This is a genomic window from Bacillus sp. iso_77, from assembly GCF_056173625.1.
The window spans coordinates 2,076,897-2,103,498 of the sequence record NZ_CM149683.1; the positions used below are offsets into that span (position 1 = coordinate 2,076,897).

General features: G+C 40.5%; 30 protein-coding genes, 1 pseudogene and 2 riboswitches. Of the genes and pseudogenes, 4 read left to right on the top strand and 27 right to left on the bottom strand.

Going from position 1 to position 26,602, the window contains the following annotated elements; genetic code table 11:
- Nucleotides 1-29: 29 nt before the first annotated feature.
- The 4 genes from AC0VYC_RS10530 to AC0VYC_RS10545 are packed head-to-tail and all read right to left on the bottom strand — an operon-like array spanning nt 30 to nt 3,930.
- Nucleotides 30-794 carry a LysM peptidoglycan-binding domain-containing protein gene (locus tag AC0VYC_RS10530; RefSeq protein ID WP_251211240.1) on the bottom strand — a complete coding sequence of 255 codons (765 nt, stop codon included), beginning with the start codon at nt 792-794 and terminating at the stop codon, nt 30-32.
- Nucleotides 739-1,380: a CPBP family intramembrane glutamic endopeptidase gene (locus AC0VYC_RS10535; RefSeq protein WP_017359770.1), complete on the bottom strand. Its 642-nt coding sequence runs from the start codon at nt 1,378-1,380 to the stop codon at nt 739-741. Before AC0VYC_RS10535 ends, AC0VYC_RS10530 begins: the two co-directional genes overlap by 56 nt.
- A complete protein-coding gene (locus AC0VYC_RS10540) occupies nt 1,377-2,885 on the bottom strand; it encodes a RecQ family ATP-dependent DNA helicase (protein WP_475388417.1) in 1,509 nt (502 codons plus the stop codon). The genes AC0VYC_RS10535 and AC0VYC_RS10540 overlap by 4 nt, the downstream gene beginning before the upstream one ends.
- Nucleotides 2,878-3,930, bottom strand: coding sequence for a YpbB family protein (locus tag AC0VYC_RS10545; RefSeq protein WP_475388419.1), 1,053 nt, complete (start codon nt 3,928-3,930; stop codon nt 2,878-2,880). Before AC0VYC_RS10545 ends, AC0VYC_RS10540 begins: the two co-directional genes overlap by 8 nt.
- 268 nt (nt 3,931-4,198) lie before the next feature.
- Between AC0VYC_RS10545 and AC0VYC_RS10550 the strand changes: the two genes are divergently transcribed.
- Nucleotides 4,199-4,447, top strand: coding sequence for a ferredoxin (locus AC0VYC_RS10550; protein WP_008344492.1), 249 nt, complete (start codon nt 4,199-4,201; stop codon nt 4,445-4,447).
- Nucleotides 4,448-4,481: 34 nt separating this feature from the next.
- Here AC0VYC_RS10550 and AC0VYC_RS10555 read toward each other — a convergent pair whose 3' ends face one another.
- Nucleotides 4,482-5,063 carry an ECF transporter S component gene (locus AC0VYC_RS10555; RefSeq protein WP_135009204.1) on the bottom strand — a complete coding sequence of 194 codons (582 nt, stop codon included), beginning with the start codon at nt 5,061-5,063 and terminating at the stop codon, nt 4,482-4,484.
- A 149-nt stretch (nt 5,064-5,212) separates the two neighbouring features.
- Nucleotides 5,213-5,345, bottom strand: a riboswitch (FMN riboswitch).
- 287 nt (nt 5,346-5,632) lie between these two features.
- Here AC0VYC_RS10555 and serA point away from each other — a divergent pair.
- Complete coding sequence (serA, locus tag AC0VYC_RS10560) at nt 5,633-7,207, top strand: phosphoglycerate dehydrogenase (RefSeq protein ID WP_017359773.1); 1,575 nt, start codon at nt 5,633-5,635, stop codon at nt 7,205-7,207.
- A 32-nt stretch (nt 7,208-7,239) separates the two neighbouring features.
- Here serA and AC0VYC_RS10565 read toward each other — a convergent pair whose 3' ends face one another.
- From AC0VYC_RS10565 to AC0VYC_RS10635, 15 genes and pseudogenes are all read right to left on the bottom strand, one after another.
- Complete coding sequence (locus tag AC0VYC_RS10565; protein WP_041507009.1) at nt 7,240-7,887, bottom strand: M23 family metallopeptidase; 648 nt, start codon at nt 7,885-7,887, stop codon at nt 7,240-7,242.
- 100 nt (nt 7,888-7,987) lie between these two features.
- Nucleotides 7,988-9,094 (bottom strand): sigma X negative regulator, encoded by a 1,107-nt coding sequence (locus AC0VYC_RS10570; RefSeq protein ID WP_327871828.1) that lies wholly within the window; start codon nt 9,092-9,094, stop codon nt 7,988-7,990.
- Nucleotides 9,054-9,614, bottom strand: a complete 561-nt coding sequence (gene sigX, locus AC0VYC_RS10575) for an RNA polymerase sigma factor SigX (protein WP_007501006.1) — start codon at nt 9,612-9,614, stop codon at nt 9,054-9,056. Before sigX ends, AC0VYC_RS10570 begins: the two co-directional genes overlap by 41 nt.
- Nucleotides 9,615-9,816: 202 nt before the next feature.
- Nucleotides 9,817-11,598, bottom strand: a complete 1,782-nt coding sequence (locus AC0VYC_RS10580) for an ATP-binding protein (RefSeq protein ID WP_017359776.1) — start codon at nt 11,596-11,598, stop codon at nt 9,817-9,819.
- The gene (locus AC0VYC_RS10585; RefSeq protein ID WP_003215596.1) at nt 11,595-12,317 is read right to left on the bottom strand and encodes a response regulator transcription factor; all 723 of its coding nucleotides are present in this window, start codon (nt 12,315-12,317) and stop codon (nt 11,595-11,597) included. The genes AC0VYC_RS10580 and AC0VYC_RS10585 overlap by 4 nt, the downstream gene beginning before the upstream one ends.
- Nucleotides 12,318-12,403: 86 nt before the next feature.
- Nucleotides 12,404-13,581, bottom strand: a pseudogene (ccsB, locus tag AC0VYC_RS10590) (c-type cytochrome biogenesis protein CcsB).
- Nucleotides 13,565-15,244 carry a cytochrome c biogenesis protein ResB gene (gene resB, locus AC0VYC_RS10595; RefSeq protein ID WP_045034330.1) on the bottom strand — a complete coding sequence of 560 codons (1,680 nt, stop codon included), beginning with the start codon at nt 15,242-15,244 and terminating at the stop codon, nt 13,565-13,567. The pseudogene ccsB and the gene resB overlap by 17 nt, the downstream one beginning before the upstream one ends.
- 1 nt (nt 15,245) lies before the next feature.
- The gene (resA, locus tag AC0VYC_RS10600) at nt 15,246-15,776 is read right to left on the bottom strand and encodes a thiol-disulfide oxidoreductase ResA (RefSeq protein ID WP_047945954.1); all 531 of its coding nucleotides are present in this window, start codon (nt 15,774-15,776) and stop codon (nt 15,246-15,248) included.
- Nucleotides 15,777-15,866: 90 nt separating this feature from the next.
- Complete coding sequence (gene rluB / locus AC0VYC_RS10605) at nt 15,867-16,601, bottom strand: 23S rRNA pseudouridine(2605) synthase RluB (protein WP_008344472.1); 735 nt, start codon at nt 16,599-16,601, stop codon at nt 15,867-15,869.
- A gap of 134 nt (nt 16,602-16,735) precedes the next feature.
- Nucleotides 16,736-17,272: a spore maturation protein gene (locus AC0VYC_RS10610; protein ID WP_017359781.1), complete on the bottom strand. Its 537-nt coding sequence runs from the start codon at nt 17,270-17,272 to the stop codon at nt 16,736-16,738.
- A 4-nt stretch (nt 17,273-17,276) separates the two neighbouring features.
- Nucleotides 17,277-17,864 (bottom strand): nucleoside recognition domain-containing protein, encoded by a 588-nt coding sequence (locus AC0VYC_RS10615; protein WP_007501015.1) that lies wholly within the window; start codon nt 17,862-17,864, stop codon nt 17,277-17,279.
- On the bottom strand, nt 17,852-19,003 hold the full coding sequence (locus AC0VYC_RS10620; RefSeq protein WP_017367523.1) for a D-alanyl-D-alanine carboxypeptidase family protein: 1,152 nt from the start codon (nt 19,001-19,003) through the stop codon (nt 17,852-17,854). Before AC0VYC_RS10620 ends, AC0VYC_RS10615 begins: the two co-directional genes overlap by 13 nt.
- A 110-nt stretch (nt 19,004-19,113) precedes the next feature.
- A complete protein-coding gene (locus tag AC0VYC_RS10625) occupies nt 19,114-19,593 on the bottom strand; it encodes a YpuI family protein (RefSeq protein ID WP_024718922.1) in 480 nt (159 codons plus the stop codon).
- Between the two features lie 113 nt (nt 19,594-19,706).
- Complete coding sequence (gene scpB / locus AC0VYC_RS10630; protein WP_008344462.1) at nt 19,707-20,300, bottom strand: SMC-Scp complex subunit ScpB; 594 nt, start codon at nt 20,298-20,300, stop codon at nt 19,707-19,709.
- Nucleotides 20,290-21,048, bottom strand: a complete 759-nt coding sequence (locus AC0VYC_RS10635) for a segregation/condensation protein A (RefSeq protein WP_007501021.1) — start codon at nt 21,046-21,048, stop codon at nt 20,290-20,292. The genes scpB and AC0VYC_RS10635 overlap by 11 nt, the downstream gene beginning before the upstream one ends.
- 210 nt (nt 21,049-21,258) lie before the next feature.
- Between AC0VYC_RS10635 and AC0VYC_RS10640 the strand changes: the two genes are divergently transcribed.
- Together AC0VYC_RS10640 and AC0VYC_RS10645 are read left to right on the top strand one after the other, a co-directional pair.
- Entirely contained in the window at nt 21,259-21,351 is a 93-nt protein-coding gene (locus AC0VYC_RS10640; RefSeq protein WP_008359694.1) for a YjcZ family sporulation protein, read from the top strand.
- A gap of 88 nt (nt 21,352-21,439) precedes the next feature.
- Nucleotides 21,440-21,964, top strand: a complete 525-nt coding sequence (locus tag AC0VYC_RS10645; protein ID WP_138278693.1) for a DUF309 domain-containing protein — start codon at nt 21,440-21,442, stop codon at nt 21,962-21,964.
- A 220-nt stretch (nt 21,965-22,184) separates the two neighbouring features.
- Here AC0VYC_RS10645 and AC0VYC_RS10650 read toward each other — a convergent pair whose 3' ends face one another.
- From AC0VYC_RS10650 to AC0VYC_RS10680, 7 genes are all read right to left on the bottom strand, one after another.
- The gene (locus AC0VYC_RS10650) at nt 22,185-22,538 is read right to left on the bottom strand and encodes a GNAT family N-acetyltransferase (protein WP_017359785.1); all 354 of its coding nucleotides are present in this window, start codon (nt 22,536-22,538) and stop codon (nt 22,185-22,187) included.
- A 113-nt stretch (nt 22,539-22,651) separates the two neighbouring features.
- Nucleotides 22,652-23,116: a 6,7-dimethyl-8-ribityllumazine synthase gene (gene ribH / locus AC0VYC_RS10655; protein ID WP_007501031.1), complete on the bottom strand. Its 465-nt coding sequence runs from the start codon at nt 23,114-23,116 to the stop codon at nt 22,652-22,654.
- Nucleotides 23,117-23,142: 26 nt separating this feature from the next.
- Complete coding sequence (gene ribB / locus AC0VYC_RS10660) at nt 23,143-23,766, bottom strand: 3,4-dihydroxy-2-butanone-4-phosphate synthase (protein WP_017359786.1); 624 nt, start codon at nt 23,764-23,766, stop codon at nt 23,143-23,145.
- 11 nt (nt 23,767-23,777) lie between these two features.
- Complete coding sequence (gene ribE, locus AC0VYC_RS10665) at nt 23,778-24,428, bottom strand: riboflavin synthase (protein ID WP_475388429.1); 651 nt, start codon at nt 24,426-24,428, stop codon at nt 23,778-23,780.
- A 252-nt stretch (nt 24,429-24,680) separates the two neighbouring features.
- Nucleotides 24,681-24,822: riboswitch (FMN riboswitch) on the bottom strand.
- Nucleotides 24,823-24,935: 113 nt separating this feature from the next.
- Complete coding sequence (locus AC0VYC_RS10670; RefSeq protein ID WP_008344451.1) at nt 24,936-25,280, bottom strand: hypothetical protein; 345 nt, start codon at nt 25,278-25,280, stop codon at nt 24,936-24,938.
- A 234-nt stretch (nt 25,281-25,514) separates the two neighbouring features.
- Entirely contained in the window at nt 25,515-25,751 is a 237-nt protein-coding gene (locus AC0VYC_RS10675; RefSeq protein ID WP_017359788.1) for a DUF2164 domain-containing protein, read from the bottom strand.
- A gap of 200 nt (nt 25,752-25,951) precedes the next feature.
- On the bottom strand, nt 25,952-26,533 hold the full coding sequence (locus AC0VYC_RS10680) for a TetR/AcrR family transcriptional regulator (RefSeq protein ID WP_047945955.1): 582 nt from the start codon (nt 26,531-26,533) through the stop codon (nt 25,952-25,954).
- Between the last annotated feature and the right edge of the window lie 69 nt (nt 26,534-26,602).

The window sequence follows — 26,602 nt, forward strand, 5'->3', positions numbered from 1 at the left end:
TGTGCTTTTCGATTCATTCATGTCAAATATTAATTTTCTAATGGGATATTCAATACTTGTCCGCTGTACACGCTATTTCCTTTTAAATGATTGTAAGCTCGAATTTTCTCTTCCCCTGATCGGTTTTGATAATACTTCATGGAAATTCGATACAAGTTTTCCTCTGGTCCAACAGTATGCTGCACGACACGAACAGGCTTTTCTTCCTGCTTCTTCTTCTCTTCTGCTTCTTTTCGCTTTTTTTCTTCTTGCTGTTTTTGAAGAGCGAGCTGTTGCTGCTCACGCTTTTTTGCAGCTTCGGCCTTTTCACGCTCAGCCTTCTCTTTAGCGGCTTGTTCTTTTTTCTTTTGCTCTGCTTTTTCTTTTGAACGCTGCTTTTCATTATCAGCATCTTTCTTTTTCTTCTCATCATCAGACGCATCCGCTTTGTCAGCGCTTGAATCATTTTTTGTTTCAACAAGTGCTGACGGGACTGGATCTGTGTCAGCACTCGATGTTTTATCAATATAAACACCTTGATTGTTGTTATCGTTAATTTCCTTTGATGTGTAATAAATCAACAGGAAGAAAACCGTGACGACAATAATAGGAAAGATAATAGCCAGTGTCGTAAACAATGGATTACGCACCTTTTTGGTTCGCTGCTTTTTATATTCATGAAAATCTTCTCGTGTAGGAAAGTGAGAGTCATCTGAAGGATGCACTTTTTCTTCTTCAAGATTTTTCTCTACATCATCATCATGGATGTTTGTCAGCTGCTGCTTTTTTCTCTTCATTCTCGACATTTCTTCCATGTTCATCCCTCCCCCAATATTTAAAACGAATTTGACATGCAAAGACTAGGTCAATGACAAAGTGTGTCATGACAGGAACGAATAAATTCCCTGTCCACTCGTATAAAAGTCCTAAAAAAATACTAATAGAAACCACCAGGATAAACAAGAGTATTTTTGACAAATAGCGAAAGTGAAGAAGTGCAAACACAATGCTTGCAATCTCCAGTCCAAATTGCTGCTGAACGATCCCGCGAAATAAAATTTCTTCTGAAAAGGCAATGAGCAGCGTTAACCAAACAATATGCAGGATGCTGCGGTTTTTGAACATTTTTTCATTTAATCCGCCATCATCATACATATGAGCCGGAAACACCTTCATGACAATAGCGTCGACAATAATCACAAGCAAAGCGCCGCCAATTCCGTAAGTCAGGATACGCATATCTCGGATCTGCCATAAGGCTGTAAAATCAGTCCAATGATCAAACATAAACATCCCTAGTAAAAAAGAGACAATCAGCATGAGCAGCTGTGTGAAATACAACTGTTCTACTACTTGTCGATCGGTTAATTTTTCAATAATACGGCGATGTTGTTCAATCAATGCTGCGCCTCTTTTGTCAGGTGAAACAGACGATCCAGCTCGGTCTTCCAGTGTTTCATTTCATTCAGCTCCAATGGTTGATCTTTTTTTTCGTAATCAGACAGGTCAAGTCCGCATGAAGAGCAGCAGTTCCCAAAGGAAGCGTCCTCCGTTAGATCAAGCTGCTCATCAAAGTATGATAACAGAGATTGCCTAAAGCAGCGATGGCCAGTGATATGCTCTTTAAACTGCCACACTTTTTTTAACTTTTCTGTTTGTCTATCCTGCAGCTTTTCTTTCAGCTTCTTCATGAGCAAACGGGGCTGTTCAGTTTGGTACATCGTGTAATAATGCGAGAGCATTCGCGCGCGCGTCTCCTGAAGCCCTGCTTCCATCAATTGTTCACGTAATTTCTTTTCATCATTTATCGGCATTTGTGATAATCGGGCTAAGAAAAAATCAATTTCTGGATCATCAAAACCTTCAGCTTGAATCAAATGACTTTGAATATCCGCATCCTCTTCTGTATATAAAAGAACGCTCACACTATTTTTCCCGTCCCGTCCAGCTCTTCCAATTTCCTGCATAAATGCTTCAATTGACTGAGGCGGACTCATATGAATCACAAAGCGTATATTTGCTTTATCAATTCCCATTCCAAAAGCACTTGTACAGCAAATGAGATCAATTTGACCACTGATAAATTGCTGCTGGATCAGCATGCGGTCTCCTGACTCCATTCCACCATGATAAAACTCTACACGTTGATGCGTTTTTTGTTTCACCAAACGTGAAATATCTTCTGTCATTTGCCGGGTCGGACAATAAATCAGCCCAGGCCCTTGAAGGGTTTCCACAAGCTCCAGTGCTCGTTTCTCTTTTGCTTCTTTCGTTTCATGTGCCTCTTTTAATAGTGCAATATTCGGCCGGTTGACTGAATGAATATGAACATCTGGATGCTCTAGCCGCAACGTTTGCACAGTATCTTTTAAGGTTTGTTTCGTTGCAGTTGCCGTTAGTGCTAAGGCGACAGGATTGCCGAGCGCTTCCCTCCATTCCCCAAGCTTGGAGTATTCCGGGCGGAAATCATGTCCCCATTCCGATATACAGTGAGCTTCATCTACAACGAATAGACCCACATGCATCGCTTTGAGCTGCTCTAACAATACCTCTGACATAAGCGCCTCAGGTGCGACAAATAAAAATTTATATGATGGCAAATACCGAATAATATGTCTTCTTTCTTGAAAAGACAGTGTACTGTTAAGCGCAGCCACTCGCTTTTCACCGCGCATTTTCATGCGTTCCACTTGATCTTCCATGAGTGATAAAAGAGGTGAAATGATCAGCACTAACCCGTCTGTCAAATAGCCCGGAATTTGATAACAAAGTGACTTCCCGCCACCAGTAGGAAGCATGGCAACCGTATCTTTTTGTTGAAGTACACTTCGAATAATGTCCTCCTGACCTGTTTTGAAGGCATCATAACCAAAGTATCGCATCAGCGTCTGATGAAGCTTATCCACTTGCTTTCACCATCCTTGTCAATGCCAATCGTATTTGAAAATAAGTAAATGAATGCTCGAGACTTTCTTTGATCAGCTTCATCTTGTTGGTTTGGAGCTGACCGGCTACCTCATGTATCGCCTTTTGAGCTTCACTGCTGACATATGGTTCGATCGAGAAGCTCGGCTCATGTATCGAGAGCTCCACAATATGATCTTCAATTGTCGCTTTTTTTAGTGAACGAATATGAGCAATTTGATCAATACTGAACCCTTTTTGTACAAGCTCAAGCGTTTTATGAGTAGAGGTGGTCAGCACACGTTTGAATTGAAGATCATCTATCATTCGCTGAATGATCGGTGCCTCACCTTTTTTCGCACATTGAATAAAATAATGGAGCACATTCCAAAAAAGCAAGTAAACATACCATACATCTTCTTTCATCCATTCCGCCATTTGCTGGTACGTCCGTCCGATTCTTTCATTGGAAGTCAATGAATAAACAAAAAGCAGTGCCTCTTGATCAGTTAAATGAGCCAGAAGTGTTTCAAGCTCATGATGGATATCTTCAGAAAGCTTTTTCTTCTGATGATATTGCGAGAAGAAGGATTTCGTCCAGTTTTGAACCGATATATCTCTTTGAATCGGCACATAGTGTTGTGACCGCGCTGCATAATGTGAAAGGACCTGCACAAGTAAAGACAGCCTCATCCATAACACCTTTGCTTTATCATGATACTTGGCACCATCAAAATAAACTGGCATCGGTTTTTCAGCAAAACGCTGACTTAGCATACTTATTCCTTCATCTGTGGCAATGAATGTATCCTCTGTATTTCTGATAAAGTGTTGCTCTAGCAGCCTTTTTACAGAGCGATTCAGCTGATCCCTCGTAAAAGCTGGATAGCAGCCGAAGTAGCTAGAAAGCTGAAACAAACTTGCATCCTGTATCGTTTGCGATGATTTTTTTCCTTTAAAAAGATGGTAGACAGCACTAATGGAGCGTTCGCCGTTCAATTTATGTACGCTGTCCATCAACATGACATCCAAGTAATGAATCGTCATTGACCAAAGCACCTGTCTTCCTGACAAAATTCGAATATTTTCTCCCTTTATTTTAACAGATTTCATTGAAGAAGAAATGTTTAAACTCAATTAATGGGGGAAAGTTATGAACAAACCCTTATGTGATAAGCATTCTCAATCACTTTACAGTTGAAATGTGAATTTAAAATCATTACAATAAGGTTTGAGGAAATTGGTTTTTTATCGGTGAAACTAAAAAGGTTAAACCATTTGTTCCATCGAACAATCTGGGAGGTATTTTTTTAACATGGCAAAATATACAATTGTAGACAAAGACACATGTATTGCTTGCGGCGCATGCGGTGCAGCTGCTCCAGACATTTATGATTATGATGATGAAGGCATTGCATTTGTCACGCTTGATGACAATCAGGGGACTGTAGAAGTTCCAGAAGTACTTGAAGAAGATATGCTTGATGCATTTGAAGGTTGCCCAACTGACTCAATTAAAGTTGCGGACGAAACTTTCGATGGTGATCCACTTAAGCATGAATAGGATAAAAGCCCCTTTAAAAGGGGCTTTTTTTATATTAACTATTTTGAAGTCGGCGTTTATTTTCAAACCATGGACGCATTTTGACAAAAATGAAACTAAAGACGATGGTGATGATGATTCCTTTAATCAGGTTAAAGGGCAAGATCCCTGCTGTAATGGTTGCCTTTAGCACATGATCTGACAGGACGGGTGCATTCAAAAACCATGTATAAGCAGGTAGGAACAAGAAATAGTTTAAGATGCTCATCATGACTGTCATGAGTAATGTTCCGAGAATCATGGACCACGCTAACCCTCTTGCTGATTTAATCTTTTTAAAAATAAAAGCCACCGGTAAGATGAATAGTGCACCTGCTGTAAAATTCGCTACTTGATCCACAGGAACACCGGACATGCTACCATGAATGAGGTAGTGCAGTAGATTCTTTAAAGCTTCAACAGCAATCCCAGCACCTGGCCCATAAATTAAAATTGCAATAATCGCAGGAATATCACTAAAATCAATTTTTAAATACCCAGGAAGCCCAGGGAAAGGGAAATTCAATAACATTAATACAAATGCGATACTGCTAAGCATGCTGATAACGACTAAACGTTTTACTTTACTTTGATTCAATATTCTCTCTCCTTTTCGATCAAATCTTTCGAAAAGAGGATTGTTCAATTTTAGCCACAAAAAAACCGCTCTGAATAGATGCACAGGAGCGGGAAATTTAGGCTACACAAATAAACGTATAAACAGACATGTTTTCAACGTTTACGAACCTCCATCTTCTCCCATCCAGACTATACTGTCGGCTTCGGAATCACACCGAATCCTGCCAAAAAAGGCTCGCGGGCTTAGAGACTATGCCTCATCACCGCCGGTAGGGAATTACACCCTGCCCCGAAGATTGATCATTATTCAATTCGACATCATTATATATGATATATGAGCATTTGTACAGATAAAAATCCTGAGCAAATTCATCAGTTTTAAGAAATCGTAAAAAACCTAAAATTTATAATGACAAATGCGTAAAAATTGGTTATCTTTTGTTTAAAGGTGTCCATTCTTGATCAAGACACTAAAAAATGTTCGTGTTTTCTTTTTCGCTTTACTGCTTTAATTTGATTGACACAGTGAAAAGGAATATGGTAAATTATCAGATATTTATGACGTTTATTTTAGGAGGAAATCTTACGATGTTTCGAGTATTAGTCTCAGATAAGATGAGCAATGATGGTCTTTTACCACTATTAGAATCAGATTTTGTTGAAATTGTTCAAAAAAATGTAACAGAAGCAGAAGATGAATTACACACGTTTGATGCCTTACTTGTCAGAAGTGCCACAAAAGTGACAAAAGAACTTTATGAAAAAATGACTTCATTAAAAATTGTTGGCCGTGCCGGTGTGGGAGTCGACAACATTGACATTGATGAAGCGACAAAACACGGTGTGATTGTCATCAATGCACCAAATGGGAATACGATTTCAACGGCAGAGCATACGTTTGCGATGATCTCATCTCTCATGCGTCATATTCCTCAAGCGAATATTTCTGTGAAATCAAAAGAATGGAACAGAGGCGCATATGTTGGTGCTGAGCTTTACGGAAAATCTCTTGGGATTGTTGGCTTAGGCAGAATTGGAAGTGAAATCGCCCAGCGTGCAAGAGCATTTGGCATGACGGTCAACGTATTTGACCCTTTCCTCACAAAAGAACGTGCCGAAAAAATTGGTGTCAATGCAAAATCACTTGATGAAGTGCTTGAAGTATCAGATATTATTACGGTACATACACCTTTAACAAAAGAAACTAGAGGACTTCTCAATAAAGAAACAATCGCAAAAACGAAAAAAGGTGTTCGTCTAGTGAACTGTGCACGCGGCGGCATCATTGACGAACGAGACCTTCTTGAAGCACTTGAAAATGGTCATGTCGCAGGGGCTGCACTCGATGTATTTGAAGTAGAACCACCTACTGAGAATCCACTTGTGGATCATCCAAACGTCATTGCCACTCCGCATCTTGGTGCATCTACAAAAGAAGCACAATTAAATGTGGCGGCACAAGTCTCTGAAGAAGTTCTTCAATTTGCAAAAGGACTCCCGGTTATGTCATCTATTAATCTACCAGCGATGACAAAAGACGAGTTCAAAAAAATCCAGCCTTATCATCAATTTGCGGGAAAACTTGGACGTCTTGTTTCTCAATCGATGAGAGAACCTGTAAAAGAAGTCAGCATTTCATATGAAGGATCTATCGCAAAACTCGAAACATCATTTATTACAAAAAGTCTGCTTTCTGGCTTTTTGAAAGAGCGTGTCGATTCGACTGTAAATGAAGTCAATGCAGGTATGGTGGCAAAAGAACGTGGCATTAGCTTTAGCGAGAAAATTTCTTCAAGCGAATCTGGCTATGAGAACAGCATTTCCATTGAAGTCAAAGGTGACCTTTCCACCTTTACATTAAAAGCAACGTATATCCCGCATCTAGGTGAACGTGTCGTTTCTATTAATGGTTTCAATATTGACTTTTACCCAGATGGGCACCTTGTCTATATTCAGCATACTGACGCACCTGGTGTGATCGGTCAAGTTGGAAAGATTTTAGGCGACCACGATGTGAACATTGCGACAATGCAAGTAGGCCGTAAAGAAAAAGGCGGCGAAGCCATCATGATGCTTTCTTTTGACAAGCACCTTGAAGATGAAATTGTCCAAACGTTAACTGAAGTAAGCGATATTCTTTCTGTGCGTCTGATTGACCTATAAAAAATGGTAAACCTCATGCAAAAGCATGAGGTTTATTTTGTTGAAACGATTAAACGTTCACCTGTACGTATGAGATGCGTTGTCAGTGCATTGATTTTCTTCAATTGATCAACGGTCATTTGATGTGCTTTAGCAATGGACCAGAGCGTGTCCCCTTGTTGTATGACATATGTATGTTTCTCATATCCATCTACATGAAGGGCTGGCTCTTGGAAACGATCTCTTGCAATGATTGTGAGCGGATCTACTGCATCTTCTTTACTAACTGACCAATGACCCCTGTGCACCTCAAAATGCAAATGAGTGCCCCTAGAAGCGCCTGTGTTGCCTATGATGCCGATCGGCTGTCCTGTTTGTACATGGTCACCATTCTTCACAAAACGCGCATTTAAATGCGCATAGACGGTTTCATATCCATTTGGATGCCGAATAAATACAACTTCACCATATGTAGCAGATACATAGGAACGAGTGACCACACCTTCGCTAGCAGCCAAAATGGATTCTCCTTCCGGTGCAGCAATGTCTAACCCCTTATGCGAACCACCTCTTGTCCCAAACAAATCAGTGACTTCACCTTTGATTGGTTCCACCCACTCGGTTGTTTTCTCTGCACGGGCAAACGGTGATAAGGTCACGAACAAGAAACAGCTAGCACATATGTAGCAATACCTTTTCATCAGTGACTTCCCTTCTTTGAAGTTCTTTTCATGACAGCTTAGTATACCTCAAGGAAGCCCTTTTCTATACATGAAAAAAGAACGCAATAAGTTGCGTCCTTTAGCGTTCTTTGATAACAACTGGGTTTGGCAATGCCGGTACCTCTAGCGGTTCTTTTAATTCATATGGGCCTACTTGATCTGTTCCTGCATTTTGTATCGTGACATCTGTAAAACCGAAATCTTTCGCTGTGAGCAGCAGTCCTTCAATAAGTAAAATATGATCAATTGAGTCCGTTAATTGTGCTGATGCTCCAAACGTGATGGTTGCATGTCTTCCTTTTGATGTCACCTTTTGAATAGGCTCTTCTTTAATGAGTGGATCGAGTCCTGCATCATTCGCCCGCTTCATCGCCTCTACCGCATCTTTATAAGAAGGATAATCATCTTTTGACGGCACCAAAAATGTCCCGCTCTTATTTTCTAAAACGTAGTAAGCGTGCTTTGTTTGTTTATTAATTGAAATGGTACCAAGACGGCCATTCGTCCCTAATTGAAGGTGCGAGCCATTGACAGACTTGACCTGTACTTGTTTATATTGGCTCCATTTTAACGTTTCTTTGACCATGTCTTTAAAACGGTTGGCTTCTTTTAATGTATCAAGAGACAAATCATTTTTCAGCTGAAAAATCAGTGTGTCCCCTTTTTCACTCACATCCACCATATCCATATAGGCTTGAAGGGGTTTTGTCATTTCAGGCAGCTCCAGTTTTTCATATGTATCAAGAAGCGCCTGCACATCGTCATGCTTATTTTCTTTTTGAATACTGATTGGGACAACTTGAGAAGTCGATTCATCTATGTATGAAATCGTCATATACTTTTCTTTGTCAGATGCGTAAGCAACATGTGAAGGATCATTTGTGTTTTTTACCGCCTCTAATGTAGCATTCACCTGTCCTTTTTCAGCACTCGAGTCCATTTTCACTTTCTTTATATCTTGAGCAGCCGGCTGAAATAAATGAGGAGAAATCAAAAACGCCATAAATAGGACCACAACGGTTGCGACCGCTGGACCGATCCATCTGGCACTTTTCTTTTTCTTCCCGCTTGCCATCAGCATTTGCTGGTAAATCTGCTTAGATGAACGGTTGTCCTCCACCTTTGGAAGCTGACTGAGTAATACTTTAATTCGTTCTTCGCTCCAATTGGACCTGTTCGTTTTCATTCACTAGCTCCTCCTTCAAAAGCTCCATATGTTTTCGGAGCACTTTCAGGCCTCGGTGCTGCGTTGTTTTGACTTTGCTTTCCGAGAACTTTAGCGCCTTGGCCGTCTCCATGATTGAGTAGCCTTGGATAAACCTTAAAATGATGACGGCTCGTTGATCAATGGTGCAATGATCAAGTGCGGCATAAATTTCTTTGATATTTTCATCCTGTACAGCCAATTCATCTGGGAGCAGGTCTGGATCTTTTACATCCTGTTTATCCCAATCAAACGTGCCGAGCACCCGTTGTCTGATGGTTTGCTGTTTGCGAAACCAGTCAATTGCCACATGCCTTGCAATTGAAAACAGCCATGTTTTCTCGCTGCTTCTTCCTTCAAAAGTTTTATATGAGTGAAGTACCCGAATGTAAACCTCCTGCACGAGATCCTCTGCCTGATTTTTATCTTTTACCATATAAAATAAAAATTGGTACAAATCTTGATGGTACGAATCATATATTTTTTGAAAGGTTTCATGCATAGGAAACCCCTCCGTTCACTTATTTTTGTCGAGTGACTCTCACAAAACGTTACATTACAACTTTATGACAAATATATTACAAGATCGACAATTTGGAAAGGGCTTTTTGTTTAACTTCTCCTTAAAAATATGAAAATAGAAAAAACACTTCATTTTCTTTCGAAAAGAAGTGTTTCTCATGTAACAAGATTCTTCGTCAAGATTAGACGAGTTCCTGCTTTTTTTTCGGAATATAGAAAGTGAAGTGAGTACCTGTTCCAGCTTTACTATGTGCATGAATGGAGCCTTGATGCGCTTCTACGATGTTCTTCACAATCGCAAGGCCCAGCCCCGTACCGGAACGTCCTCTTGTTCTTGCTTTATCTGCTTTATAGAACCGTTCAAAAATAAACGGGAGATCCTCTTCAGGAATGCCGCTTCCCGAATCTTTCACATCCATCTTGAGCCCATTCTCCACCGATTGAACTGAGAAGTGAACTTCTCCGCCTTCTGGTGTATGACGAATGGCATTATCGATGAGATTTGTAAAAACCTGTTCTATTTTATCTGGATCAAATACAAAATACGGTTCTTCTACTTGAATTTCATACGTCAGGTTGATTTGTTTTTCTTTCGCAATTCCAAGGAATTTACGGTAGATTTTTTCAGTCAGCTCTTCTGTATCAGTTGATTCAAGATTCAGTGTAATATGACCAGCTTCCATACGTGCGAGATCGAGAAGATCATTCACAAGACGCCCCATTCGAAGTGATTCATCATAGATAATTTGGGCAATCTCTTTCTTTTCCTCTTCTGATCCGGCAATGTCATCGACAATCGCTTCACTATAGCCCTGGAGCATAGCAATAGGTGTGCGGAGTTCATGACTGACATTTGCAATGAAGTCTTTTCTGAGCTTATCCAGTCTTCTCTCTTCTGTCATATCGCGAAGTACCGCTACCGCCCCTCTGACATCTTGCTGGTTATAAAGCGGAGACATGAGAAGAACCCAAGTACGCCCTTGCAGCGTGACTTCGATCATTTGCTCTTTTTCCGTACTGACGGCAGTATGAAACAATTCACGCGCTTCCGGCGGCAGTTCATCCCCATCTTTGATCTTCATATTTTGCTCGTAATACCAAGCCTGCAAGAATCTTTCTGCAGGAGGGTTTGTCATGAGGATCGTTCCATCAATATTGATCGTGATGACACCGTCTGCCATACTGCTGAGAATGTTGGACAAATGTTCTTTTTCTTGATTTAAAGCGGTTATATGAAATTTAAGCTGCTTACCCATTTGATTAAAGGCGATCGCCAGTTCCCCAATTTCATCTTGCGTTAAAATAGGAATCTTTGTATCAAATTTCCCTTTCGCCAAATCTTGTGCTCCCTCTCTCATCTTTCTGAGAGGATAGGTGACACGAGTGGATAAGAAGAAAGCGAAAATCGTCGTCAGCACAATCGCAATTCCGGCTGCGAGGAAGATATAACGCGTCGTATGTTTTGTTGTCTGCTCTACTGCGAGGAGGGATTGAGAAAGAAAGACCATCCCTTTCTTTCCGTTCGCCTCGTAAGGAACACCTACTACAATGCGCTCATCCTTCTGATTGCCTGTATCAGATTCAGCTCGTTTACTGATTTTTTTTCGTTCTGTCAGTGCTTTGTTCAAATCTTTGTCTGCTTCAATTTGTTCTTTTGTGATCGCAGGAAGCTTCCCGCCTTTTTCAGACGAATACCATTCTAGTCCATCCTCTTGAACAATCGCGATACTTGTCAATTTATCAGCTAGTTCTGATGTAATTGATCTTGCAAGCGATTGATCCTCATGGCTTTCTAAAATGACTGCTACTTTGTTCGCCATTTGTGTTAAATCAGACTTTGCTTCTTCCACATGGTAATTCTCAATGAACTCTAAAAGAAGCACAGTTAAAATCGATAAAACAATGAGCACGAGGAAAAGAATGGTTAACCATAGCTTTCCTACGACACTTTTCCACAGCTTCATTCAGCGCCGACCTCAAATTTGTACCCGACACCCCATACTGTCACGATTTTTTTCGCTGCTTCTGGTGACACTTTATTTAGTTTTTCACGAAGCCTTTTGACGTGAGTATCCACTGTTCTCAGATCCCCAAAGAATTCATACTGCCACACTTCTTTGAGAAGCTTTTCCCTGTCATAGACCTTATCCGGCGTTTTTGCCAAGAAGTACAAAAGTTCGTATTCTTTCGGCGTGAGGCTGACTTCTTTTCCATCTGCTGTGACCCGGTGTGCATCATGATCAATGGATAGATGAGAAAACACGAGAACATCTTTTGTGGTTGTTCCAGTATTAAGGTATGACGTTTGAGACGATCTTCTTAGCAGTGCTTTCACACGAAGAACCACTTCACGCGGGCTGAAAGGTTTGACGATATAATCATCCGTTCCTGCCTCAAAGCCTTGCACACGGTTAGCTTCCTCACCTTTTGCTGTCAGCATAATAATTGGTGTGGCTTTTTTATCTCGGATTTGATTACACACTTCAATCCCATCTGTCCCAGGCATCATTAAATCAAGCAAAATGAGGTCATAATCGGTTTGAAGTCCTTTTTGAATGGCTTCATCCCCATTTTCCGCTTCATCAATTTCATAATTTTCCCGTTCTAAATACATTTTTAAAAGGCGACGAATTCTTGCCTCATCATCGACGACTAATATTTTCGTTTGAGTTGTGTGTTCCATTAGACAATCCTCCTGCTTTCTCCGTTGTTACATACATTTTAACAAAAAGCCGAATCGAATCATAAAAGTTGGCCTTTTTCATGCGATTACGCGTAAGAATGAAGCCCCGCAATCACTAGGTTGACAAAGATGAGGTTAAACATAATGATCGCAAATCCGATTACAGCAAGCCAAGCGGACTTTTCACCATGCCAGCCTCGTGATAACCGAAGGTGGAGATAGGCGGCGTAAAATAAAAATGTAATTAAAGCCCATACTTCCTTCGGGTCCCATCCCCAGAATCTCGTCCATGCAATTTGCGCCCAATCATCGCAAAAATAAGACCGCCTAACGCAAATACAGGGAATCCTATGGAAACAGCCCTGTACCCAATTTCATCGACTAAATCGAGATTCACCTGTCTTACGAGCGGCTGAAGCAGCGCACTTAGTCGTTTGCGAATGATCAATCTTAGCAGTCCATAAATAATCAGCCCAACGCCAAATGACCACAGCACTGTATTCACCTTTCTACCTGAAAAAACAGGCGGCAGATCAACTACAGGCTCTAAACGATCTTTTGTGATAAGTTCTCCTTTATGAGGTCCTACTAAAGCAGGCAGCTCATAGACCATGACGCTCTCTTCTTTATTTTTATCTACCCAATTAAATTTCGCTTCATACCCTGTCATTCTAAAAATGGACGTGACAGCGATAAATGCAAGGGTGACCACAATCATAAACATGACCAGCTCTAAGCCAAAGGTTTTTTTCCCCGGTTTTGTTTGATCGACATGCTTCAAAAGAAAAATCACACCTGCCACAAAACTGATCGCCAAAATGGCTTGACCAAGCGCTGCTGTCGTGACGTGAATATATAGCCAATTACTTTGAAGCGAAGGAATCAACGGTGAAATATCCGATGGAAACATGCTTGCATAAGCAATGATTAATAAAGCGATTGGAAGTGTGAATAAACCTAGCACAGACACTTGATAGACAAAATATAAAATAATAAATGCGAGCACCAGCATCATGCCAAAGGCTGTGGTGAATTCAAACAGATTACTGACTGGTGCGTGACCAGACGCGATCCACCTTGAAATAAAATAGCCAAATTGACTCAAAAAACCGATGATGGTGAGCGTTATGCCGATAAGTGCCGCCTTGTTTTTGCGCGGACCCTCTTCTTTCTTTTTTCCTTTAATGGCCCCTCCAAAAAAAGGAACTGCCGCTAAATACAATAGAAAAGCTGCAAATAACAGGTTTTCACTGACTGCCGCCATCTAATCCTTCCCCCTTGCTTTTGCTGATACTTGTTGTATCAGGCAGTTCTTTTTGATCCACTGGCTGTTTGATGCCACTGCCATGCAGTAACACCTTGAGATCAGACTTTAAGCCGAACCAGTTTTTGTTTGTATGTCCTGCCACAAACACTTTTCCATCCTTTGCCGACAGCCAGATTCTTCTATGCTGCCAGTACATCCCTTGTACGACACCAATCATAAAGATCATTCCGCCAACAATAAGTACCCAGAGTGTTAAGTCTTTTCGAACCGTTAAACCTGTCACGTTTTTTGTTTCAACCCGGTCAAATTTCATTTTATAAAGATTGTTATCAGAACCCTCTACTGTCTCTTGAATCGCGACAAAACTTTTTTCACCTTTTGGTTTTTCAGGAGAGATCATTTCAAAGACGAACGCAGGATTATTCGGATTCCTCGTTTTCGTACTAGGTGTGCCATCTTCGTCAAAATAAAAATCAGGCAAATAACTCATCACCTTGACTTTGTAACCGCTACCAAGATCATATTCTGACTTAGGCTCCAGCAGATTAATCTTCACTGTTCCGAAAGATTTCTCAGTATCTTTTCGAATCAGCTGAAAGACCATTTGATCGAGTTCATTTTGTTTAAAATCCACTTGATATAATGAGAAATTGTCAAACTTAAGCGGTTCATTCACTTTAATATCGTGTTCTGTTACCTGCTTCAGCTTTGGCTTTTCACCAAAAACAACTTCCCCTTCACGTTTGTATAAAACGGCATCGGTTTTATAACTTTTGACGACTTGACCATCGCCAGCCTTTTCAATAGCATTTTCAAAGACTTCTTTTTCTTTTTCAGATTCATAGCGGTCAATTGAAAACGCATTATTCTTTAAGAAGTATTGGCCTCCCGTCCCTGGGATTGGTGCCGTTTCGCCTTCTCTTACCCATAATGTTTCATCCACGTACATTCCTGGGACAAACCGGAGCATGGATCCAATGAGAAATATAATTAATCCAATATGATTGACGTAAGGTCCCCAGCGGGAAAAGCGGCCTTTTTCAGCTAAAATATGTCCATCTTCTTCTCTTACGCGGTAACGCTTTTGTTTCATTTTACTAACGATGCCTTCATATGTATGTTGATCTAATGTTTGGTTTGTTTCGCTGAAAAGACGCTGCCTTCTCATAAAACCTTCTTTTTTGACAACCCCTTGATTTTTGAGTGCACGATAAAGTGGAATCACTCGATCAAGGCTGCAAATCACGAGGGAAATTCCGATAGATGCGACAAGGGCTAAAAACCACCAAGAATTATAAAGATCATGGAATCCAAGGATGTAATATAACTTGCCAAACGACCCATATTGCTCCTCATAATAAGTGGAAGCTGATGCACCTGGCGGAATAAACCGCTCCTGCGGAAAAATAGTTCCTAGCGAAGAAGCTAACAGTGTGATGACAATGAGCCACACACCCACTTTTACGGAAGAAAAAAAGTTCCATACTTTATCAACAATCGTTTTGTTGTATGTTTGCGAGCGTCTTGCACTGCCGTCATATCTCATATCAAGCAGTTTCGATGAATTTTTCTCTTTTACTGAAATGGGATTCCCGCATGATTCACATAGAACAGTACCGATTGGATTAATATGTCCACACTCGCACTTTACCTCTTTCATTCTATGACCCCTTTGGTTTAATCAAATTCATATATTCATAGACATTACGTTCTGTCATCGTCCCCTTTATGACTTTGATTACTTTGCCTTCAGGATTAATTAAAAATGTGGTTGGCAGCGGCGTAATATCATATGCCTCTGTCACTTGACGATCTTTGTCCATGGCAACAGGAAAATTCACGCCATAAGCATCCATAAAGTTCTTCACAGCAATATTGGATTCCCCCACATTTACGGCAACAATTTCGACACCGCGATCCTTGAACACTTCATACTGATTTGCCATATAAGGGAATTCCTGCTTACATGGACCGCACCATGTACCCCAAAAATTGAGAAAGACACCTTTGCCTTTTAAGTCCTTTAATTCAATCCGTTCCCCATCTACCGATTGAAGGACAAAGTTCGGCGCAATAGATCCTTCTTTGATTTGATCCTGTTTGGCAAATACTGAGTTATACATCGTATAACTCAGTGCAGCAAGCATCACGAGGAGAATGCCCGTCCGTATGAAAAATCGTCTTTTCTTCATCTGAAGTACCCCTTCCCCATAGACATTCAGGTAAATTATAGCATTCTCCTTCTTTTGATGCTTCTTCATTTTTTGAAGTTTATGTGAAAATTAAAAAGCGCTTTTCCCATGATCCGCAATCGCTCTTAGGCGTTTTACTTCATGCGGCGTCAATTCTCTGCGATCTCCTGGTCTCATGCCTTCAATATGAAGGAAAGCATATTGCTCTCTTTTTAGTTTTAGAACGTCGTGGCCGATTGCTTCAAACATGCGACGAACCTGTCTATTTCTGCCTTCATGAATGGTTAATTGCACAATACATGTTTGCTTTCGTTTATCAATCGAAAGCATTTTGGCACGGGCAGGTGCTGTTTTTTTATGGTCTAACATGATTCCTTTTTCTAACTTTCTAAGCAATTCTTTTGAAGGGATGCCTTTTAGTTTCGCTGCATACGTTTTATCAATTTGATATTTCGGATGCATGAGCTTATGGGCAAATTCGCCATCATTTGTAATCAAAATTAAACCGCTCGTATCATAATCCAACCGGCCGATTGGATACAGACGCTGCGGAACATCATCAAAGAAGTCTGTCACGACTTTGCGTCCTTTATCATCCTCGGCAGCTGAAATGACGCCGCGCGGTTTATAAAGCATAAAGTAAACCGGTTCTTCTCTTTCAAGCTTTAAGCCATTGACTTCAATTTTATCTGAAGAGCCCACCTTTACTCCGAGCTCTGTCACTGTTTCACCATTAACGGTAACTCGTCCTTCTTTAATTAATTCTTCAGCCTTTCGTCTAGAAGCGACGCCGGCATGGGCAATTACTTTCTGTAAACGTTCCATTTGTCTTTCACCTCATGTACTATCTTACTTGCTTGGCTTGAAACAAACAAGCATTCGTGGAAAAATAAGCGTTTCATCTGTCTAATTTCAACAAAAAAGCTGTTTTCCATCCACGAAATAAAAAAAGCACCTGATTAGGCGCCGCTAAATAACAAACTGACGATAATAATTGATGCAATGATCCCAATCAGGTCTGCAAGCAGCCCCACTTTCAGTGCATCTCCCATTTTTTTAATACCAACTGCTCCAAAATAGACGGTTAAAATATAAAGGGTCGTATCCGTTGACCCTTGCATAACGGCGGCAAGCTTGCCGATAAAAGAGTCTGGACCATAAGTCGCAATTAAGTCTGATGTCATACCAAGCGCCGCTGTTCCTGATATAGGACGAATAAGCGCAAGCGGCACCACTTCTGTAGGAACACCAATCGCTGTAAACACAGGTTTCAATAATTCCATGACAAAATCAAGGGCACCTGATGCTCGGAAAATCGTAATGGCGACAAGCATACCGACTAAATACGGAATAATTGAAAAGGCAATTTGAATGCCTTCTTTCCCGCCTTCTACAAATGTTTCGTACGTCGGTACTTTTTTAATCGTCCCTGCAATCAATATTCCTGCGATGATCAGTGGAATCAAAGCAAGTGACAGCCAGTTAATAAATGCCACAAGATCACCCCCGCCTGCTTCTGCGATAGTGGAAATAGCGATCAATCATAATCGCACCGATACCTGAAATAAGTGTCGCCAAAATGGTTGGGCCTACAATATCTGTTGGCTGATCTGCGCCATAGGTCATACGAATGGCAATGACAGTCGTTGGCACAAGTGTGATAGAAGATGTATTGACTGCTAAAAAAGTGATCATAGATCGGCTCGCCTCATTTTTTCCGCCATTTAATGCTTTCATCTGCTCCATCGCCTTAATCCCAAGTGGTGTAGCGGCGTTCCCAAGGCCAAAGAAATTTGCCATGAGATTGGACAGAATATACCCCATCGCTGGATGATTCGCAGGAATCTCAGGAAATAGTTTTGAGATAAAGGGCCGGCATAATTTACTAAAGAAATGTAACAACCCCGCTTCTTCTGCGATCTTCATCAATCCTAGCCAGAATACAAGAACACTAATCAACCCAATTGAAATGGTGACCGCTTCTTTTGATCCTTTAAAGACCGCTTCATTCACTTCATGCATCGTTCCGTTAAACATTGCATAGACAAGACCGATGACCGTGAGGAATACCCAAATCAGATTGACCATGAAGATCCGCCTATCGATGTCTGAAAGACAGACTTAAACATTTCTTGAAAGCTTTTTTGGGGCATTCGGTTGCGTTTGTTTTCATAAAAAATGGGGACTTGCTCAATTACCTGACCATCCAGTAAGAACGTCATTTTCCCTACTACATCTGGGATCGCTTCTTTGTTTTTCTCCCATTTCTTTTCAGGCGTCAGCATTTCCGTTTCGATTTCCACTAGTTTTTTCTCATCCTCATTTAGTAAATAGTCCACATCCCGCTTAATAAACGCTTTTTTTTCGTAAAAAGTCCCTTTTAACGAAGCGAGCCTGCCTTTTTCAGCAAGCACATACGTTTTATAGTGATCAAATGCATACTCAAACATTGAGATATGATCCTTCCAGTCATCCGGTGCATTAATCGTCACAGCAATGAGCGCAGCATCTCCTTTTGCAGCTGTGGAGACAAGTGTGCGTTTTGCAAGTTTTGTATATCCTGTCTTCCCTCCAGTCGAATATTGATACAAACCCGTGAGCAGCTTGTTTTTATTTTTCCAATAACCCTCGATTGTTTTTGCTTTATAAAAGGTGGTACCGGCAATTTTTTGATATTGCTGATGCTTCATGGCGTACTTCGTTAAGATCGCCATATCATAAGCTGATGAATAATGGTTTTTATGATCATCGAGTCCATGCGGATTTTGAAAATTCGTATTCTCCATGCCTAGTTCAGAGGCCTTTTGGTTCATCATAAAAATAAACCCTTCTAAGCTGCCGCCAACATGTTCTGCAATGGCAACAGCTGCATCATTTCCAGAGCGCAGCATGAGCCCGTATGTCAAGTCTTCTAAACTCACCTTCTGTCCTTCCTTTAAATAAATCGAAGAACCTTCCGCTTGAATCGCACGTTTTGACACTTTGACCATGTCGTTCATTTTTCCTGATTCAATGGCTAATACAGCCGTCATAATTTTTGTGATACTGGCGATTCTTCTTTTTTCGTGCTCGTCCTTTCCAAATAGGACTCTGCCTGACTGTCCATCTATTAAAATGGCGCTTCTCGCACTCACCGATAATGAGACGTCTGCTTGAGCGTGTGAGGAAAAAGGCAGTAAGAGTGTTAATAGAAGAAGGACTGCTGTTCCAATTTTTAAATAGGGCATGTTCATTCACGTCCTTGTCCGTTTTGTACAAGTGTATGCGCGGCTGAAAAAGTTATGATGCCTCGTCCATAAAAAAAAGCAACTCTCTTGTGAGAGTTGCTTTGTCTTCTTTATACCATTTTCATTTGCTGATGAGATGTTGTATATTCCAGCTCTTCTCTCATCGTTAAAAAATCTTTTTCTAATGAAGAAAACAAACGTTTGACCTCAGCCGATACTTCATGATGGAAAACAATGCAGCTTTTTCCTGTGTAGGCTGAACGGCTATTTTCATACCAAGTATCCTTTTTTGGTGTAAAAAATTCTTCGATACATTGATGATAAATACGATGAAGCGTCTGCTGGGCGGCTTGCTGCGGGAATGTCTGCTGCTGCCTGATTTTCCGACAAACCGCCGCGGCATCCTCGCTATAAACTGCAAGCTTCCGCAATGTACTTAATATGTCACAATAATAGGCTTCCGCTTCCGGGTTTAATCGTTTCAAGCTTGATAAGGTAGCTTCGTTCAGAAAATCATTCACTTCAACTGCAACCTTTGATAAAAAAACGCCTGCTTGATCAACTTGAGCCTTTACATTCATATGTGCCATTTGTTTCGTGTTTACCTTCCCCTCATGGCTTTGTCACCATTTTATCTTTCAAACGAAGATTTTAGACCTAAAATCTTTTTTATATTTTATCATACATTTTTCCTTATTTTGAACTATTTTATCTCTTCAAATGTTTGATTGAAGTTTTCAAAAAAGAGATCAGCCTCTTCTTGCACCCCATCTGCTTCCACATTCTCTGGAAGTGGCGGTAATTCATCTAAGGCTTTTAAACCAAATTGCTCTAAAAAGGTAGGTGTTGTCCCATAAAGGATCGCTCGTCCCGGTCCATCGGCACGTCCTACTTCACAGAGCAGTGCTTTGGCAACTAAACTATGCAGCACTCGTTCTGATTTAACGCCTCTGATCTCCTCGACTTCGCTGCGTGTAATCGGTTGTTTATACGAGACAATGGCGAGCACTTCTAGCGCTGCCTGTGACAAACCTTTCGATGGTGTCTCTACTAATTTTTTTAAATATACGCTGTATTCTTTTTTCGTCAGCAGCATGTATGAATCTGCATATTCAATGAGCTCAATTCCTCGTTCTTGTTTTTGATATTCTTCCTTTACGGCAGACATAATATCAAGCAACGCTGCCTCATCAACTTCAAGAACAGACATGAGCTGTTTTCTTGTTAAGCCTTCGTCACCTGCTGCATATAGCAGCGCTTCTAAGATGGCTTTCCAATTCACGATATCAAGCGTCATGAATCGTTTCACTCCCTATGATATAAATATCTTCAAAGTTTCCTTCCTGCTCCAGCATGATTTGATGGCTCTTCATCAATTCGAGAACAGCAAGAAACGTCACGACAAGGTGTTCCTTTTGATCATGTTGAAATAAAGTCATGAAATTGGTTCGCTTTTTTGTTTTTCTTAAATGGTTCATAATCTCATTCATTTTGTCTTCAATCGGGATTTCTTGTCTTGTAATCTTTGATGGTGCTGGTTTTGTTATTTTTTTGCGGTTCAATACCTTTTGAAACGCACCTAACATATCATACACCGTGACGTGTAAGTTTGTGTCCTTCGCTTCTGCTTCTTTTGCAAATTCACTTAAATCACTTGGTGGTTTTGTGAAGGCGTTTTGCCGCTCTTCTTCACGTTCCTTCAGTTCTTGCGCTGCATTTTTATACTTGCGGTATTCAATTAATTTGCCAATCAGCTCATCACGAGGGTCCTCTTCTTCTTCCATCAGGTCTTCATCAAACAGCTCTTCCTCTTGTTTTGGAAGAAGCATTCTGCTTTTAATGCTGAGGAGAGTTGCAGCCATCACCAAATACTCACTTGCAACATCCAGTTCAAGCTCCCTCATCGTGTGGACATATAATAAATACTGCTCCGTAATTTTAGCGACGGGAATATCATAAATATCAATTTCCAAACGGTTAATTAAATGTAAAAGCAAGTCCAAAGGACCCTCAAACGAATCTATTTTCACCTGATATTCCAGCATTCTTTTCTCACCATTTCTACTGTCTTCTAAGTACCGTTTTCATCGGCTAACCTTTAGTATAAGACACGATAAAGCTCTCGTCCAATATAATTTCGACCATGAGGCAGCAGGCAAAAAAAGAAAAACAGTGGATTCGCCCATACCAATGAGGGCATTTATACATAGAATACCATTGTAATCAGAACTGATGAAAAAGGAGGCCGTAACATTATGGGAGATGGTTATTACTTCGGCGGAGGATTTGCGCTTATTGTTGTGCTGTTCATCTTGCTGATCATCGTTGGCGCGGCTTGGGTTTATTAAAGAAACAGAGCGTCCTTTCATAAAGGGGCGCTCTTTCTTCTTTTCTTTTCGGTATGTTAGACTGATAGTGGAAAAGGAGATGACCGCTGTGTATCCTAAAGCGTACGTGGCTTTTTTACATGAATTTCATACGACAAGAGATTATTTTGAGTGTCATGAAATTCTTGAAGAATTTTGGAAAGAAGATCCTCCTCATCAGCGCAAAAAGTACTGGGTGGGTCTCATTCAGCTTGCTGTTGCTTTGTATCATCAAAGACGAGGAAATGGAAAAGGAGCAAAACGGCTGATTTCAAACAGCCTTCATATATTAGATTCGGACCGGAACGTACTAACAGAATTAGGTCTTGATGAAGAGGCATTTCTTTTACTGCTGAGAACACTGAAAAAGAAAATCGATGAAGACACGCCCTACGAAAGTGTGATGCTGCCAATCCGAGATGATACGCTTCTTTCTTTATGCCAAGAGATGGCGGAAAAAGAAGGCTTAACCTTCGGACAGGAGAGCAACTTATCCCATACATTCTTAATTGAAAAGCATAGACTGCGTGATCGGACGGACGTATTGCTTGAACGTGAAAAGCAGATGGAACGTAAAAAAAGCAGAGGCATATAACCTCTGCTCTAGCGTGTAGACAAACCCTCGCATTCGGTGTCAGTCCTGCGTGCCGGTGCTCACGAATATCGAATTCGCTCCAGTACTCGTCCTTCCTAGACTGCAAAGGTTTTCTATCACGCTGAAAAGGAAGACAAAGGGCTAAAATCAAGTTCATTTTAGCCCTTTGTCAACAATCTAAAGCAGAGGCATATAACCTCTGCTTTTACATGTGTGATATTTAGTTTGTTTCATTGTGACACTTATGAAAGAAGCCTTGCGTTAATTCATTTGGAATGAGTGTTTTCGTTTTGAATACTTCTTCCACGGCTAATACCATTTCCTTGCCGATGCCTTGGTCACGATGGGACGGATTGACACTAATATGTTCGATTTGTACTTGGTCGTCTGTTTTCAGCACACCAATCGCACCGACGATATCCTCACCATCTTTCCAAAGGAACAGCTGCCGATCTTCATCCATTTCATACGACTTTATCGTCTGCTGAAGCTGTTTGACGTCTTTCTCACCCGGCATAAAGGACAGGAGTCCCATGGCAATTTTTTCAAAAGACCTCTTGTAACGAATTAACATATATACCCCTCAATATTAAAATTATCCTATTCTCCAGCAAATGTCTTATGAATCACTTGCTCATCACACATTATAAACACTTTTAGGTTGTTTTTAAACTCTTTTTCATCAAATTAACGAAACGTTCGATTTAGGTTGGCCATTTCAATAGCAGCTGCAGCCGATTCACTGCCTTTATTTCCAGCCTTTGTACCGGCTCTTTCAATGGCTTGTTCAATAGATTCTGTTGTCAGTACACCAAAGATAATCGGCACCCCTGTTGAGATGGCACTTTGTGCGATTCCTTTAGCCGCTTCATTACAAACATAATCGTAATGTGATGTTGCCCCGCGAATCACGGTTCCAAGTGTAATGACTGCATCATATTTTTTTGTTTCTGCTAGTTTTTTTGCCATATACGGAATTTCAAAAGCCCCCGGCACCCACACGACATCAATATCGTCACCGTTTGCTCCGTGTCTGAGCAATGTATCTTCTGCTCCATCTAGCAATTTGCTTGTAATAAAATCATTAAATCTAGCGACGACGATTCCAAACTTTAATCCTTCTGCTACTACATTACCTTGTATTGTATTCATATGTTCATCATCCTTTTTTGTGATTTTTATTTTGTTTTCATTGTCGTTGTTTGCTTGTTTATATATGCCTGCAATGCTTCAATCGTCAGCATCTTTAAATCGTGTTCTTTTTGAATTTTTTGTAGTTCGGGTACGCGGGCCATGGTTCCATCTGCATTCATAATTTCACATATGACACCCGCTGGCACTGAACCCGCAAGTTTAGCAAGATCAACGGCCGCTTCTGTATGACCTGGTCTTTCTACTACGCCTCCCTCTTTCGCAATAAGAGGGAAAACATGACCTGGGCGGGCAAAATCTTCTGGTTTTGACTCTTTATTTAACATGGCCAAAATGGTCGTTGAGCGCTCAAAAGCACTTATACCAGTTGTTGTTGACGTATGGTCGATGCTCACTGTAAATGCTGTATGATGTGCATCCGTATTTCGCTCGACCATGGGATGCAGATCCAAGTGTTTCGCAATCGAGGCATGAACTGGTGTGCAAATAAGACCTCTTCCATGTAAAGCCATGAAGTTAATGACTTCCGGCGTTGCATGCTCAGCAAGTGCCACAAAGTCTCCTTCATTTTCTCTGTCTTCATCATCTACTACGATAATGATTTCTCCTCGTTTCAGGGCATTTACTGCCTCATCAACTGAATGATACATACAATCGCCTCCTAGAATCCGTGCTCTTTTAAAAATGATGGGGTTAATCGTGATGGCTGCTTTTCGTTTTGCTCTTTTGTTAAAAAGCGATAAATGTATTTACCGATCATGTCACATTCAATATTTACTACATCCCCCATAGATTTAGTCGGGAAAATAGTTCCTTCAAGCGTATGTGGAATGATAGAAACTGTCACATGAGCATCTCGCAAATCGAAAATAGTCAAGCTGACGCCGTCTATTGCGATCGATCCCTTTTTTGTGAGCATATCTGTGAGGGTCTTGTCCATTTTCAAATCATAGTAAAAGGCATTACTCTTCTTTTCTACACGGGTAATCACAGCCGTTCCATCAACATGGCCTGAAACAAAGTGACCGCCGAATCGTCCATTTGATGACATCGCTCGCTCTAAATTCACTTGGCTGCCTGGCGCAAGCTGATCAAGTGATGTCGCTTTGACCGTCTCAGGCATCACATCTGCCGCAAACTGTTCTTTTGTGAAGCTTGTGACAGTGAGACAAACGCCATTGATGGCGATACTATCGCCTAGGTGAACATCTTCTAGTACACGACTGCACTTGATGATAATTTCCATGGCATCTGCGGATCTTTTGCTCAATGACTGGACTGTACCCACTTCTTCAATAATCCCCGTAAACATGTGATCCTCCCTTTCTCTTTCTTTTGTATTTCTCACTTTATGAAAAAGCGATGTTTGGGACATGTGATCGATTGAACACCTTCGTCGCTTTTTATGGTCCATACAAGGTAAATGAGGGATCACCTAATAAACACTGCATGCGATGACTATATTGACATACAGAAAGCCCCGGAAAAATTCCGGGGCTGTGGTTTTTTTGCATTAGAAATAAAACTATGATCAACACATATTTTTTGTTCATACATAGCTTTCGTTATCCTTCTCCCATCCAGACTTTCACTGTCGGCTTCAGCTTCTCACTGAATCAACCGTTAATAAATTAACGGGTCACGGGCTGTAAAGCATTTGCTTTATTACCGTCGGTCGGGATTTTCACCCTGCCCCGAAGGATACAATCGATATTTAGCTGTCCTTAGGGGCTATTATAGCGATCCTTGTGGTCAAATGCAACAATCAAGATTTATCACCTGTTCATAAAAAAAGCCTCCCTATAGGAAAGGAGACTTGTTAATTGACGACTTTTACTACTTTTATAAGACCGTCTATTCTTTTTTCATTACTAAAGTATGCTTTAATACGATCGCCTTTTTTCAGATCGGCCACATCATCTTCAAATTTCTTCCCATTAAAAATGATTTTCGTGCCATTTTTGGCTTGACCGTAATACTCATCACCATCAATTTTTGTAATGGTATATTCATAGATGGTGTAATCTTTATCATTATTCGTTAAACTTTCGCCAATGGCTGTTGGCACATCTTCAATTTTCATGCCATTCATGTATAAATAACCTGCGCCTAAACAAAGCAGTAAAACAAATAAGATTGCGATTTTTAATTTGATTTTCCCCATATTTAGAACCTCCATCATCTGCACTTCGCCTATTTGTATGTTCTATTCCTTCTTTTGATGAAATAAAACCAAAAAAGCTGATTTTCATTAATGGTTACTTATATAACGATTCAAATGGACTTTTGGTTCCACCTTTTCATCATTACATATGATACGAATATGCGTTCTTTATTAAGGGGGTCTTTTTTCCTCTTTATCTGTTAGCAGGGTGAACAAGAAAGACGAGCTTTTTGATTATATTCTTTTCTCTAATGCGAATAGATCTTCCTCTAACAATTGAGATCTTTGAACAGCGATATTTCGGCTGTCACGAACCCCTTGATTATAATAGTAGCTTCCAAGATGTTTTGTGATAAATTCTAATATATTGATGGCTGCTAATTCACCAATCTCCTCTTCTCGTTCTTCAGCAAAGTAACGCTGAATGGCAATCATCATCTGATTTTTTTCTTCTTTTGTTAATGGTTTCAAAGTATCTCCTGCTTTCTTACAGCATGATCACACGCTTTTTAGATGTGCACTTTCACTTATTTTTAGAGCTACATATGGTGACACTCACGAATACGAATGTTTGTTCTCTTATCATATCACAAAAACGTGTCCATAACACCCTAAAAGAAAAAGCGTGTTTTAATCAATTGATCAAAATACGCTTTCTTTATATAAACTATTTATTTCAATATGGATAGGATCGTCGCTACAGAATGATCTACAAATGAACGCTCTGGGCGAGATTTCATGAGAACTGTAAGTCCAATAAAAGAAACAACCAGCGCCTGTGCTAAGGCTTTGGCATTCAGACTGCTTTCGAGCTCACCCGAGCGAATACCTTGTACAATTTTTTCTTCAAAAATGACCGAAAGATACATCTGATGCTCTCTTGTGAGAATTTCAAATTTCTCTTCATGGGGGGCAAGCTCGACTATTGTATTGATGCAGAAGCACCCTTTACTCGGCCCATGTCCATATTCCTCTTCTATTAATTCAGCAAATAATGTATGAAATGCTTCCTTTGCAGATAGATTGTTTTGAAGTTTTGTTCGAATGTGGGCAGCATGCTGAGTTGTATATTTACGTAATGCCGCTTCAAACAATTCCTCTTTATCACCGAACGCTGAGTATAAGCTTGGCCGCTGTATTCCCATTTTTGCAGTTAAGTCGCTTAATGTAGTGGCTCTGTACCCCTTCTCCCAAAAAAGCAACAAGGCCTCATCTAACGCTTTTTCCTCATCAAATTCCCGTTGTCGAACCATCATCAACCCTCATTTCTATCATAAAAATCTCTTCACTAAATCAATCATCTATTTCTTATAAGGATATTT

Bases quoted from the DNA above. Each gene is read 5' to 3' on its own strand.
- AC0VYC_RS10530 (WP_251211240.1), bottom strand. From the start codon at position 794: ATGGAAGAAATGTCGAGAATGAAGAGAAAAAAGCAGCAGCTGACAAAC.
- AC0VYC_RS10545 (WP_475388419.1), bottom strand. From the start codon at position 3,930: ATGACGATTCATTACTTGGATGTCATGTTGATGGACAGCGTACATAAA.
- AC0VYC_RS10550 (WP_008344492.1), top strand. From the start codon at position 4,199: ATGGCAAAATATACAATTGTAGACAAAGACACATGTATTGCTTGCGGC.
- serA (WP_017359773.1), top strand. From the start codon at position 5,633: ATGTTTCGAGTATTAGTCTCAGATAAGATGAGCAATGATGGTCTTTTA.
- AC0VYC_RS10565 (WP_041507009.1), bottom strand. From the start codon at position 7,887: ATGAAAAGGTATTGCTACATATGTGCTAGCTGTTTCTTGTTCGTGACC.
- AC0VYC_RS10570 (WP_327871828.1), bottom strand. From the start codon at position 9,094: ATGAAAACGAACAGGTCCAATTGGAGCGAAGAACGAATTAAAGTATTA.
- sigX (WP_007501006.1), bottom strand. From the start codon at position 9,614: ATGCATGAAACCTTTCAAAAAATATATGATTCGTACCATCAAGATTTG.
- AC0VYC_RS10580 (WP_017359776.1), bottom strand. From the start codon at position 11,598: ATGAAGCTGTGGAAAAGTGTCGTAGGAAAGCTATGGTTAACCATTCTT.
- AC0VYC_RS10585 (WP_003215596.1), bottom strand. From the start codon at position 12,317: ATGGAACACACAACTCAAACGAAAATATTAGTCGTCGATGATGAGGCA.
- resB (WP_045034330.1), bottom strand. From the start codon at position 15,244: ATGAAAGAGGTAAAGTGCGAGTGTGGACATATTAATCCAATCGGTACT.
- resA (WP_047945954.1), bottom strand. From the start codon at position 15,776: ATGAAGAAAAGACGATTTTTCATACGGACGGGCATTCTCCTCGTGATG.
- rluB (WP_008344472.1), bottom strand. From the start codon at position 16,601: ATGGAACGTTTACAGAAAGTAATTGCCCATGCCGGCGTCGCTTCTAGA.
- AC0VYC_RS10615 (WP_007501015.1), bottom strand. From the start codon at position 17,864: ATGGTCAATCTGATTTGGGTATTCCTCACGGTCATCGGTCTTGTCTAT.
- AC0VYC_RS10620 (WP_017367523.1), bottom strand. From the start codon at position 19,003: ATGCCCTATTTAAAAATTGGAACAGCAGTCCTTCTTCTATTAACACTC.
- AC0VYC_RS10625 (WP_024718922.1), bottom strand. From the start codon at position 19,593: ATGGCACATATGAATGTAAAGGCTCAAGTTGATCAAGCAGGCGTTTTT.
- scpB (WP_008344462.1), bottom strand. From the start codon at position 20,300: ATGACGCTTGATATCGTGAATTGGAAAGCCATCTTAGAAGCGCTGCTA.
- AC0VYC_RS10635 (WP_007501021.1), bottom strand. From the start codon at position 21,048: ATGCTGGAATATCAGGTGAAAATAGATTCGTTTGAGGGTCCTTTGGAC.
- AC0VYC_RS10640 (WP_008359694.1), top strand. From the start codon at position 21,259: ATGGGAGATGGTTATTACTTCGGCGGAGGATTTGCGCTTATTGTTGTG.
- AC0VYC_RS10650 (WP_017359785.1), bottom strand. From the start codon at position 22,538: ATGTTAATTCGTTACAAGAGGTCTTTTGAAAAAATTGCCATGGGACTC.
- ribH (WP_007501031.1), bottom strand. From the start codon at position 23,116: ATGAATACAATACAAGGTAATGTAGTAGCAGAAGGATTAAAGTTTGGA.
- ribB (WP_017359786.1), bottom strand. From the start codon at position 23,766: ATGTATCATTCAGTTGATGAGGCAGTAAATGCCCTGAAACGAGGAGAA.
- ribE (WP_475388429.1), bottom strand. From the start codon at position 24,428: ATGTTTACGGGGATTATTGAAGAAGTGGGTACAGTCCAGTCATTGAGC.
- AC0VYC_RS10670 (WP_008344451.1), bottom strand. From the start codon at position 25,280: ATGGGGAAAATCAAATTAAAAATCGCAATCTTATTTGTTTTACTGCTT.
- AC0VYC_RS10680 (WP_047945955.1), bottom strand. From the start codon at position 26,533: ATGGTTCGACAACGGGAATTTGATGAGGAAAAAGCGTTAGATGAGGCC.